The organism is Undibacterium paludis, assembly GCF_022568815.1.
In the GTDB taxonomy this organism is placed as follows: domain Bacteria; phylum Pseudomonadota; class Gammaproteobacteria; order Burkholderiales; family Burkholderiaceae_D; genus Undibacterium.
The window spans coordinates 42,147-54,644 of the sequence record NZ_JAKZHX010000007.1; the positions used below are offsets into that span (position 1 = coordinate 42,147).

Annotated in this window: 8 protein-coding genes; 4 read left to right on the plus strand and 4 right to left on the minus strand. The window is 50.5% G+C overall.

The genetic code is table 11. The features are described from left to right. Positions 1-348: 348 nt before the first annotated feature. Entirely contained in the window at positions 349-1,545 is a 1,197-nt protein-coding gene (locus tag LZ463_RS12945; RefSeq protein ID WP_489686115.1) for an ABC transporter permease subunit, read from the plus strand. Positions 1,546-1,563: 18 nt separating this feature from the next. On the opposite strand, the gene LZ463_RS12950 is transcribed toward LZ463_RS12945, so the two are convergent. Beyond that, positions 1,564-2,586: a LacI family DNA-binding transcriptional regulator gene (locus LZ463_RS12950; protein WP_241456166.1), complete on the minus strand. Its 1,023-nt coding sequence runs from the start codon at positions 2,584-2,586 to the stop codon at positions 1,564-1,566. Positions 2,587-2,772: 186 nt separating this feature from the next. Continuing rightward, the gene (locus LZ463_RS12955) at positions 2,773-4,344 is read right to left on the minus strand and encodes a tryptophan halogenase family protein (protein ID WP_241456167.1); all 1,572 of its coding nucleotides are present in this window, start codon (positions 4,342-4,344) and stop codon (positions 2,773-2,775) included. A 309-nt stretch (positions 4,345-4,653) separates the two neighbouring features. Between LZ463_RS12955 and LZ463_RS12960 the strand changes: the two genes are divergently transcribed. Both LZ463_RS12960 and LZ463_RS12965 read left to right on the plus strand, forming a co-directional pair. Continuing rightward, entirely contained in the window at positions 4,654-7,083 is a 2,430-nt protein-coding gene (locus LZ463_RS12960) for a TonB-dependent receptor (protein WP_241456168.1), read from the plus strand. 264 nt (positions 7,084-7,347) lie between these two features. Beyond that, positions 7,348-7,821, plus strand: coding sequence for a cache domain-containing protein (locus LZ463_RS12965; protein ID WP_241456169.1), 474 nt, complete (start codon positions 7,348-7,350; stop codon positions 7,819-7,821). Positions 7,822-7,878: 57 nt separating this feature from the next. Here LZ463_RS12965 and LZ463_RS12970 read toward each other — a convergent pair whose 3' ends face one another. Then, complete coding sequence (locus tag LZ463_RS12970) at positions 7,879-8,625, minus strand: DUF6882 domain-containing protein (RefSeq protein ID WP_241456170.1); 747 nt, start codon at positions 8,623-8,625, stop codon at positions 7,879-7,881. Positions 8,626-8,721: 96 nt separating this feature from the next. Continuing rightward, positions 8,722-10,059 carry a GH1 family beta-glucosidase gene (locus LZ463_RS12975; protein WP_241456171.1) on the minus strand — a complete coding sequence of 446 codons (1,338 nt, stop codon included), beginning with the start codon at positions 10,057-10,059 and terminating at the stop codon, positions 8,722-8,724. Between the two features lie 936 nt (positions 10,060-10,995). Here LZ463_RS12975 and LZ463_RS12980 point away from each other — a divergent pair. Beyond that, complete coding sequence (locus LZ463_RS12980) at positions 10,996-12,327, plus strand: MFS transporter (RefSeq protein ID WP_241456172.1); 1,332 nt, start codon at positions 10,996-10,998, stop codon at positions 12,325-12,327. The last annotated feature ends 171 nt before the right edge of the window (positions 12,328-12,498 follow it).

The following is a 12,498-nucleotide window of genomic DNA, read 5'->3' on the forward strand; positions in this document are numbered from 1 at the left end:
ACCGTGAAAGAATTGACTTCACTCCATCCCGCCCAGGACTGGCCACTGGAGGCCATGCACGAAGGAAATTAAAACTGACTGACATCGCCCATGACACGGTCTCTAATAATTACAGCCATTTCAGCAGCAGTTTTCGCTCCCTGTCTGGAGTGATGCCAACACAGTTACGCTTGCACATGGCTGGCGCCTACCTGAATTGTCATCTGCATCAGTCACAAGAGGGATTGATTTGCGCAAGATTCTGGTAGCCGCGACCTGTCTCAGGTATTAAGCTGATCCAGTCTGTCTTTCACCATAAAAGCGGGATTCATGCACCATCACTTCAGCCCCCTGTTCAATGTCAGCGACATGCCGCGCAAGACCCGTATCAGCCTTGGCCTGCTGGCCTTGTCGTTGCTGGTTTTTCCATTCATTGCCGCACAATTCGGCAATTCCTGGGTACGCATCATGGACATGGTTCTGCTCTACATCATGATGGCACTGGGCTTGAATATTGTTGTCGGTTTCGCCGGCCTGCTGGATCTTGGTTATATTGCCTTCTATGCACTGGGAGCATATATGACAGCACTTTTGGCATCCCCCCAATTCGCTGTCGTACTGGCTTCCTTCGTCGAACATTACCCGACACTGGGCAATGCCCTGGTCTGGCTGTGCGGACCAGAAGTAACCCAACATGGCCTGCATTTATCCATCTGGCTGGTAGTGCCCCTTTGTGCCGCACTGGCGGGATTTTTTGGCGCATTACTCGGCGCACCAACCCTGAAACTGCGGGGTGATTACCTCGCTGTTGTTACACTGGGTTTTGGTGAGATCATCCGCATACTGATCATCAACCTGAATGCCCCGATCAACATCACCGACGGCCCCAAAGGCATCAATATGATAGATCCCGTCTCGGTATTTGGCACGTCGCTGGCGGGTGAGCCCGGTTCCAATGCCATGCTTGACATCGCCGGATTGATGATGCCCTCGGTCAATGCCTATTACTTTTTGTTTCTGTTCCTTTGCCTGTTGATTATCTTTGTTTCCGTGCGTCTGGAAAACTCACGTCTGGGTCGGGCCTTTGTTGCAATCCGCGAAGACGAGGTGGCAGCCAAAGCCATGGGTATCAATACCCGTAACATCAAGTTGCTGGCATTTGCACTGGGCGCTTCTTTCGGTGGCGTGGCTGGCTCCATGTTTGCGTCGTTCCAGCGCTTCATTTCGCCAGAATCGTTTTCACTCAATGAATCGGTAGCAGTGTTGTCCATGGTGGTGCTGGGTGGCATGGGTCACATCCCCGGTGTCATACTAGGCGGCGTGATACTGGCTGCCCTGCCCGAGATATTGCGTCATGTCGTCGAGCCTTTGCAGCAACAGCTGTTTGGGCAGATCCTGATTGATGCGCCGGAATTACGGCAATTGCTGCTGGGCTTTTCCATGGTGCTGATCATGTTGACCCGCCCTGCCGGCCTGTGGCCACGCCCCAGACATGAAGACAAACTCCCGTCTGAAGCTGGTCAAACAGAGCAGCCGATAGATACAGTCAATACCATGCTGACCTGACTGGCGCACTTTACTGCTCTAGCGGAAGCGTCTGGTCGTTTCCCTGGCGATCAATTCCAGTGGCGGCAAGGGACTGTCGACTTCACTACCGCTGATCAGACCCAGCAAGGTCCTGGTCGCCAGCAACCCCATGTCATACAAAGGCTGGTGTATAGTCGTCAGAGGCGGTGTGGTATACAGCGAACTGGGCAGATCATCAAAACCTATCAACGAAATATCTTCTGGCACGCGTATGCCTTTGCGGTACAGCCCCAGCCTGACACCATAGGCTGACAGGTCATTCGCAGCAAATATGGCGCTGAATTGCTGCTGCGTTTCCAGCAGGCGGTTGATCGCCAGCAAACCGCTGGCCTCATGGAAGTTACCCTCGGCAACCAGGTTTTGCTCAAACGCGATATTGGCCTCGCGCAACGCCCGCTGATAACCTTGCTGGCGCTCTTCTGCATCAGTGTTATTTGCCGGGCCGGTCACAAAGGCAATGCGGCGGTGCCCCAGTTCAATCAGGTGACGGGTGGCAAGATAAGCGCCATACTCATTGTCAAGCTTGAAGCCTACCGCTGTCTTGCTACGCAAGGCCCGGCCCGTAGCAACGATGGGTTTATCTTTGGCAAATTCCAGCACGGTCTTGTCAGCAATACGGCCAGACAAGAGGATAATGCCGTCAACCTTGCGCGCCAGCAGCAGCTTGATGCGTGCAGCCTCTTCTTCGGCATTCCAGTGACCACTGACGATCACCGACGCATAACCAGTGCCTTTGAGACCATCATCCACACCATGCAGGGTTTCATCAAAGAAGGGGCTGGCGATATCCTGGACCACGATGCCTATGGTCATGGAACGACCACTTTTCAGTCCCTGTGCCAGTTGATTGGGTTCGAATTTCAGCTCGGCGATGACGGTTTCCACCGCCTTGCGTTTTTCTGGTGAAACCTTGGCCGTGCCATTGAGTATGCGCGACACCGTACTGGGGGAAACCCCGGCTTCGCGCGCCACATCCAGCAGAGTTACCGGTTCATTCTTTTTTTTTATTTTTTCAACCACGCAATACCTTCCAGTGAGCAGGAATTATCAATCTATAGCACAACAGGATGCAGCCCTGTCATTTTCCCCTATTGTCCCTATTGCTTTACACCTGATTCCCAGGTGAAAAGCTTTTCACGACCAGCATAGCATGCTTTTTCCCCGACGAGCAGCCCAACAATAGGTTGTCACTATGGCTGCGCCTGTCTAAGAAACGGGCAGCGACTGACTCCCTCTGGCTGCTTTGCGGCAAAGATACTCCACCAGGCGCCGGTGATCGGGCAAGTCCGCCAGGGCGCGCTGTGACATCTGGGCTATCATCTGGAATTCACGCCTGGCCTCTTCCCGCTGCGGATAGTTGAACTGGTTCGCGGCCATGTCAGTCTTGAATTCCATGCCATACAAAACAAATTGCCAGCTTGATGGCGGATACATTTCCAGATCAGTAATAAAATCCATGCGGTGGGGTGGCCGACACTGCCACATCATCAGTTTCTCTTTCAGGCTGTCGGGTATCGATGCTGGGTCAGTATTGTCGCGCCAGAATGCTGTATCTGTTCTTTGTGTCAGACAATAATGCATTTTCACAAAATCGACGATGCGCTCATAACGCGCCTTCATGTGCCGATTAAATTCTCTGGCAACAGGGGCATACTCACCATTGAACGGAAACATGTACGTAAGCATGTAAGCCGCCGTTTCTATCAAACCTATACCGGAAGACTCGAGCGGTTCCAGGAAGCCGCCTGACAAACCGATGGCCACACAATTTTTGACCCATTGCGTTTCACGATAACCGACATTCAGTTTCAGCAGGCGAGCCGACATGTCCCTGGACGCCGGACCGATGTAGTTGCGCAAAACCTGCTCCGCACTATCTGCGTCGGTATGAAGGCTGGAGTAGACATAACCGATGCCGCGTCTTTGTTGCAAACCTATATCCCAGGTCCAGCCAGCTTCATGTGCTGTGGAAATGGTGTAAGAAGGGATATCGGCGTCAGCATCATCATAGGGCACCTGCATCACCACTGCACGATCAACAAACAGCACATCATTGATAGCTTTGAATGGCGACGCCAATGCATCGCCTATCAGGGCAGCACGAAAACCTGTGCAGTCTACATACAAGTCTGCACTCAATGCCTGCCCTTCACGCGTATGTACTGCGACAATTGCGCCATCATCCCCCAGTTGCACATGTTCTACAGTTGCCAGTATCTGCTCCACACCAAGGGACTTGCCCTGCTCGGCCAGCAATGCAGCCAGGCGGCCCGCATCGAAGTGATAGGCATAATTCATTGGGCCAAGGAAATCCTTGTCTTCATAACGCTTGGGGCCGCGCGCCGCATCAGCGATGCGCTTTTGCATGGTGACTGCATCGGCAAACGAAGGCGAGTTACCGTCACTCGTTGCCGCCAGCCCTTGCAGCCAATAAGGCAGCAACTCAGGGCCACGCTGGCTGGGATGACTGAAGGGATGAAAATAATGATTTACTCCCGCACTGCCTGTCGGCCTGACCCAGTCATTGAACCTGATCCCCTGTTTGAAGGTCGCATGACATTCGCGCACAAAGCGTGCTTCGTCTATGCCTATTGCCGCCAGCGTGCCGCGTATGGAAGGGAAGCTGCCCTCCCCCACGCCGATGATCCCGATGTCTTTTGACTCCACCAGGCGTATCTGCACTCCCCTACCCACATGGCTCTGGCTGACGTGACGCGCCAGGAAGGCGGCAGTCAGCCATCCTGCTGTCCCGCCGCCGACTATCAAAACATTTCTCACCGATTGCACCACAATACCCCCGCAAAGAAAGCAACAGATTAAACAGGACATGAAAGGCAAGGCTGGTCTGGCATAGAACTTTTGCTTATCAGTAACGTGATAAACAGTGCCCTGACTACAAGACTTGAAGCAGGTTTCGACTCATATTACAACAATTTGAAAACGTTACCATTTTATATTTGACACAAAATTGAAAATTTATGTAATATGAAAACGGTTTCAAGGCAATGCCGCACCAAGAACCCATAAGAAAACGTTTTCAAAGAAAAACGCGGAATTCAAACCACACTAACCTGCAACAGGAGACATATGAAAATCCGTAATCTGGCGACCCGGAAGGTCGCAGGCACCCCTATACAGTTGGCGATATTTACCTTGATTGCCAGCATGGGCGCTGCCCAGGCTCAAAGTCAGACGCAGCCACCGGCACCATCAGCCCAGGCGCAAAACAAGGCAGATAGCAATAGTGCTACCATCTCCGAAGTAATCGTGACCGGCACCAAACGTGCCACTTCACTGCAACGCACCCCGGTTGCCATTACCGCCATCAACGCCGCCGCACTTGAAGATGCGCATGTACAAAATGTGCAGGACGTCGTCAACCTCGTGCCAGGCTTCCAGGCTACAGGACAGGGTGACCATGGCGTCATCACCATGACCATGCGTGGTATTGGTAACGACAGCGCGAAAACCGAATACGCCGACCCTGAAGTAGCCTTGTTCATCGATGGCATCTATGCCCCGCGCCCGGAAGGTGCGACCTCCCTGCTGTTTGACCTGGAAGGTATAGAAGTCCTGCGTGGCCCGCAAGGCACGTTGTGGGGGCGCAATGCCACAGTCGGCGCAGTCAATATGCAAACCACCAAGGCCAAGATAGGTGAAAGCTCAGGTAATCTCGAGGGGGGGCTGGGCAGTTACAAACGTTTTGGTACACGCGGCGCTTTCAATATCCCGGTCAGTGATGAATTTGCCCTGCGCTTTGCTTTTGTGCATGAAAAACATGATGGTTATGTCGATTACCAGACGCCACCCACACTATCACTCGACAGCCAGAAAGCGGCATTTGCCACCTATCTGAAAAACGGCGGGACGGTCGTCAACTTCCAGCCGATCAACTACGCCCTGTTTGTTCAGGATGGCCCTAAATATGGCGCCCAGGATCAGAGTGCAGCCCGTATCAGCATGTTGTGGAAGCCAAATGCAGCTACCAGGATCGACCTGTCCTACGAAAAGTTCATAGACCGGGGCACGCCGTCAATGAACCTGCTGCAAAATCCAAGACCAGGTACGAGCCATTGGTCTGCACTGATCGATACTGCTCCCTACCTGCAGCGTGATACGGATTCCATCCGTGGACGGATAGAGTATGCGATCGATAAAAACATGCAATTGACCTATATCGGCGGCTATTCGAAATTCAGCGGATCTTCCCGTTTTGACCAGGACGGCGGCGCCAATGTACCGACCAGCTTTACCTCGGGCGGCAGCATGCAGGCGAATAACACAGTCTCATCCAACTACAAGAACTTCAGTCATGAAGTTGAGCTGCAATCAGTCGGGACACGTGAAGTTGACTGGCAACTGGGCCTGTATTACGGCTCCGAAACCAATGACATACGCTTTGACATCCCCATCCTGAACGGCACCTACCAGGGTACAGTGGGCTGGCAGGGATCCTTCATCCAGCCGAAGGAGACTGTGGAAACCGCCGCCGCATTTGGCCAGGCAACCTGGAACCTCAGCAGCAGTACGCATTTCACCGGTGGCCTGCGTTTTACTTCAGACAAGCGCACCAATGTCGGCGGCCGTGGCTACGGATTTTCAGGCAAACCTGAACTGAGTCAGTCGGCAATTACACCCAATGTCGATCCTGCATCGCCCAATTCCAACTTTGCTGCCTACTCCTTCAATGACGGCAGTTACAGTGGCAGCAAGATGACCGGCCTGCTACGCCTATCTCACGATATCGATAAAGACAATATGATTTACGGTAGTATTTCTACCGGTTACAAGTCTGGTGGATTGCAGGATGGTGGCAAAACCTATGGCCCGGAAACCCTGACCAATTTCGAGATCGGTACCAAGAGCAGTTTGATGGGGGGCACAATCCGTTTGAACAACGCCCTGTACTATGGCAAGTTCAAGGACTTCCAGTTCAGTGCGCCGGTAACTGCACCAGACGGTACACGCGGCCTGCAAACCTCCAATGCAGACGGCGCCACTGTGTATGGTTTCGAATCAGAACTGGCAGCAAAACTGAGCAAGGATGACAAGCTGCAAATCACCCTTGCACTTGCCAAGGCCACGCTGGGCAACCTGATCGGCGGCTCCAATGATTATGCACTGCCTGCCTGCAAAATCCCCGGCATCAGCAATTGCCTGGATGTCTCCAACAACACGATGCCACATACACCCAAGTTCTCTGCCCAGGTCATGTATCAGCATACCTTCCATCTCGATCAGGGTACTCTGACACCGCGTATCAGCCTGCATTACGAGACCGATACCTGGCTCAGTGTGTTCAATTATGGTGATGGCGACAAGCAGGAAGCCTATGGTCGTGCCGACCTGGGCCTGCGTTATCAGTCAAGCGGAAAAACCAACTGGTATGCCGATTTCTTTGTCCGTAATGTCAGCGACAATAAAATCAAGACCAGCGCCATGAATGCCAATGGCCTGTGGCAGGCACAATACCTGCCACCGCGCACGATAGGTTTCAATGTCGGCATTGATTTCTAATTGAGAAGCAAGATTCAGATCAGAGGCAGCAATACAGCAACACAGCAACAAATAAAAAAACCGCCACGGCGGTTTTTTTATTTGTCGTGAGCAAGAATACCTATGCGCATGCACGCTAGTTGTTGTACAGCTTATTTGTTTAGCATTGTTTAACAAAGGCTGAAACACCAAACATTGCATTCCGTAAATTCGTGATTAGAATGAAGTGACCTCAATTCTGTCTTTCCCGGTTTTGCAATATCATTTCAACAATAGGAGATCACGATGCGACAATTCATCAGAGTCATGCTGGCATGTGTAGGCTTTTTCTTCATGGCATCCGGCCAATTGGCACAGGCGGCCGACAAAGGGACTGCTGATGAAGCGATAGCGCTGGTGAAAAAAGCGGCCGCCTACCTGAAAGAAAACGGCAAGGAAAAAGCCTATGCCGAATTCAACAACCCCAGCGGTCAGTTCGTTAATAAGGATTTATATGTATTTGTCTATAACACCAACGGTGACGGCATCAACCGTGCCCACGGCGCGAATGCCAAAATGGTAGGGAAAAACCTGCTGGAATTAAAAGATGCCGACGGCATGCCCATCGTGAAAAGTTTTCTCGATGTTGCCAACAGCAAGACTGGCCATGGCTGGGTTGACTACAAATGGCCAAACCCGACTACCAAGCAAATGGAACCCAAATCAACTTACATTGAACGTGTAGGTGATGTACTGATCGGTTGCGGCATTTATAAATAATCGTCTCTGTCTGGGGCGCAAGTACAAATGCGCTCCAGACATCTCATCGTCGTCATTTTAGGCTTTTGAGATTTCACGTATCAGTAAAAAACTTGCCCCTCCATCGTGTGGACTGCGGTAAATACCTCTGGCATTCAGTACGTGGACTGCAACTGCAGCCATCTCCCAGGCATTCACTTCTTCAGCGGCCCACTTAGGTGTAGTCAAGCACGGGTAATCGCACCGTTCACCAAACTCACGTACTGCCCGAACACTCGTTCTTACATTTTCAAGCAAATGGAAATTTGCCCAGGCCCATAGCCATGTGCCCGTCTTGGATGAATAGGAACCTATGAAGTCTATCTTGGCAACGACAGCTGCTATGCCATTATTGGAAAAGACCAGTTCCCCTTTTGCCTGGTCCCAGTCATATCGCTGATGAGAACCCAGGTCAAACTCCCGGTTCAACTGATCAGTTTTCTTTTGCAAATCTTCGTAACAGGTATCAAGAAAATTATTCCATGTAGCGAGTGCAGTTCCCTCTATCCTGTCCAAGCTGGCAGAGCGAGCATCTTCATAGCAAACATGGCAAAGCAATTTAATAGGTACCAGACCTTCATTGCGCTCATTCCATTCACCTTCTTCCTTATAATGTGCATCACATATTGCACACCATGCATCCGGCCAGTGGTTTTCAGCATCGGGGTAATCACAATGCCACTTTTGCACGGGATTAGCTATCAGGTGCTCACATACATAAGTCGTATACGCCTTGCCATGTTGTGCACATTCCAGCTCATCTACCTCTTCAGGTTTTTCATCCATATAAAAATCAGGTTTTCGTTTTTGTGAAAATCTGAAATTAACAGGAAAAGCGGCATATGACTATTCCTTTTTTTTACTGGAGAAATATTCAGGATTTCACTTCGCCTGCGGTTGCTTACTGACAAAATCACGGTACCAGTGTGCGCTCTCCTTCAAGGTGCGTTGCTGAGTCTCATAGTCGACATGCACCAGGCCAAAACGTTTGGCATACCCTGAGTTCCATTCAAAATTATCGAGCAGGCTCCAGTAAAAGTAACCTTGTACATTGACGCCACAACGCATGGCTTCATGCAAGGCTTGCAGGTGCATTTTCAGGTAAGCGATTCTTTGCTCGTCATGGATCTTGCCATCTTCCATTTTGTCGGCAACAGCCATGCCATTTTCCGTGATGTAGATTGGTGGCAGGTTCTCATATTCAGCATGCAGTTTGAGCAGCAAATCGGTCAGGCCAGAAGGATAAACTTCCCAGCCCATGTCGGAGAACCCCAGCTTTCCTTCTGGCTGCTTGGGCGGATTATCGGTGCTGACAAAGGCCCGGAAATAATAATTCACACCAAGGAAATCGAGGGACTGGCGTATTATCTCCATATCTTCGGCATGCACATGAAACCGGCTGAGGTCCATACGATCCAGGGCTTTTTGGGGATAACTGCCTTTGAATATCGGGTCCATGAACCATTGGACAGAACGTGCATATTCCCATTCCGCCTCAGCGACATCAGCCGCCTTGTCCGTGGCAGGCATGGCTGGCCACTGGTTCAGCACTATGCCCAGTTTGGCCGGGCAATTCTGTGCGCGCATGGCTTGCAAGGCCAGTCCATGCGACAACAATAAATGATGCGATACCTGTGCAGCCAGCGCAGTGTCAGCAACGCCCGGCGCAAACTGGGCATTGCCATAGCCCAGGTTGGCAGTACACCAGGGTTCATTATGGGTCGCGATGCTGACAACCCGGTGACCAAAGCGGTGTGCAATTTCTGCTGCATACTCAGCAAAGCGCAAGGTCGTTTCACGATTAAGCCACCCCCCCCTGTCCTGCAAGCCCTGCGGCAAATCCCAGTGATACAGTGTCAGGTGTGCTGCGATACCATGCTTTTCCAGTTGATCAAGCAGGCTGGCATAAAATGCAAAACCTTTTTCATTCCAGTCACCGTAGCCAAGTGGCTGCACGCGCGACCAGGATACAGAGAAACGATAAGCCTTCAGCCCCAGGTCAGCAATAATGGCGACATCATCAACATAACGATGATAATGATCGCAGGCGACATCACCGGTACTGCCATCAATGATGGTGCCAGCAGTATGGGTAAAAGTATCCCAGATGGATGGTCCGCGTCCGTCGACATCAGCGGCCCCTTCAATCTGGTAGGCACTGGTAGCGACACCCCAGCTAAATGCAGTCGGAAATTCAGGCATCGTTTGAGGATTTTTCATGGTATTTGTCTGGATGATATTCATTGTATGTTCAATTTGGTGCTCTGGATTTACCTGAAATGCCGTCTGGCAATGCATGTCGCTTTACTTTGAATCACTGAAAAATCTCAGCAGAATCACAAATTAGGCTCCACCTGGTATGCACGGTGATGAATGCCTGGCAGTACGCCAACCAGGCACACCCGTGTCCCTGGTTCAGTATTTTTTGAGGCTCCCTCAACTTCAGTGAAATCGTTTTCAATTTAATGCAAAAAAAAATAGCCTTCTAAAAACCCCGGCAAATTGAAAATATTCTCATTATCTGTTTGCAATCTATTTTGTAAAAAAATCGACTCACTTAGTGAAAACGTTTTCAAATTCAGAATTTATCACTTGGATTTCCCGCTGTCAACGCTCATACCTGTCAAACATTTTGTCCTGTTGACGTTTTATGCTTCCCCAAATACAGGCACGATCTCTATAGGCACATTTATTCCAAGACAAATTCAGGCCCAGATGTGAAATCATTTTCACATCACATAAGATATCGTGCTGAATGATTTGTTTTTTTTCAGATCTAGCCACACTTGCCAATTTTAATGAAGGACGTCTGGAAGTATGTTGTAAGCCTTACCAATACTGATGTTCAAGGCATAGTCTGTATAGGAAGGAGAAATTTTTTCCAATTATTTTTAAGTTTTCCCGCCAATCTGATGTAATGCTGAAAAAAATCATGCTATCCTTCGTTTGAAAAGGTTTTCATAAACATGAAAATATGAGAACTGAATAAATAGAACGATTGATGAGACAGCCTGACCACTTACTAACTGGCAGTACACGGCAGCGAAGCATGCAGCATTACATACGGTTAGCGTAGAAATTCATCGCCCGCAGCAGGGCTTGCGTCAAGATGAAAATGGACAGGTGTGCCGCCCACTTAAAAGAAGCGTGCTAACCATGATAACCGAGACAGAAATCACCATGTCAGCCAGCCCGGCCAGAAAAACGCCGCTGTTCTGGGTGCCAACCACCTATTTCACCATGGCGCTGGCCTATATGATGCTGACCAATGTCAGCGCCATCATGTTCAAGAACATGGGAATGGATAATGGCAAGGCGGCAGAATATGCAAGTTACCTGATCCTTGCTTACACCATCAAACCCGTGTTTGCGTCTTTCGTAGAAATGTACAAGACCAAAAAATTCTTTGTCATCTGTGCACAACTGGCTATCGCCGTGGGTTTTGTCGGTGTCGCTCTGGTCATGTCGCTGCCAGGCTACATGATGATATTGATGGCCTTGTTCTGGTTTATATCCTTTCTTGGAGCAACCATGGATATTGCAGCCGATGGTGTGTATGTCACCTCACTCGACAGCAAAATGCAATCTCTCTACTGTGGCATACAGAGCCTGAGCTGGAACATCGGCCCCATCGTTGCCGCGGGTGGCCTGGTGTTTTTAAGTGGTAAACTGCATACGGATTTTTTCCATCACGATCCCAAGGTATTTGGTGCCGACTGGATGGATGCCTGGCGCGTTATCTTCCTGATCGTGGCAGCCATCATTGCCCTGATGGCAGGTTGGCATTTGCGTACCATGCCAGACGGTGCCAGGGCAGAAAACACACCGAAAAACGTCGGTGAAGCACTGTACATATTGCGCGACTCTTTCGTCACTTTTTTCCAGAAGCGCGACGTCTGGATGATGATAGCCTTCGCCTTTCTGTTCAGGCTCAGCATAGGTTTCCTGGAAAAAATCGGGCCTTTCTTCATGGTGGATCCCGTTACCAAAGGCGGCCTGGGTTTATCGAATGAGTTGCTGGGCCTGACTTATGGCACGTATGGCCTGATTGCCGTCTTGCTGGGCTCATTGCTGGGTGGCTGGTTCGTGGCAAAACGCGGCTTGCGCCCCAGCCTGTTCATACTATGCTGTGCAGTGAACATACCCAATGCCAGCTTCCTGCTGATGAGCGTCTTCCAGCCGGAAAGCCTATGGCTGATCACTGCCGGCGTGGCTGTCGAAAAATTCTTCTTTGGCTTTGGTTCTGTCGGCTTCATGATCTACCTGATGCAGCAACTGGCGCCCGGTAAATACACAACGACACACTATGCCTTCGGCACCGGCCTGATGGGGCTGTGCATGATGCTCACTGGCGTCATCAGTGGTCACTTGCAGCAATTATTGGGCTATACAAATTATTTCATCTTCGTGATGCTGGCAACCATCCCCTCATTTGCGGTATGCTGGTTCGCCCCCTTCCATCATCAGGAGGATGCGGCGCAGAATTAAAAGACTATGCATTAAACTTGTTTTTCATAATAAAAGAAAAGCGGCTCGTCCCAACCGGGCACGTTTTAACGTAGCACTGTCCCCCACTTTGATGCCGCCCCAGGGCGGCATTTATATTTCTTGCCACCTTCCTTTTCACCCAATCAAGCCCTACCATAAATAACCTGCTTA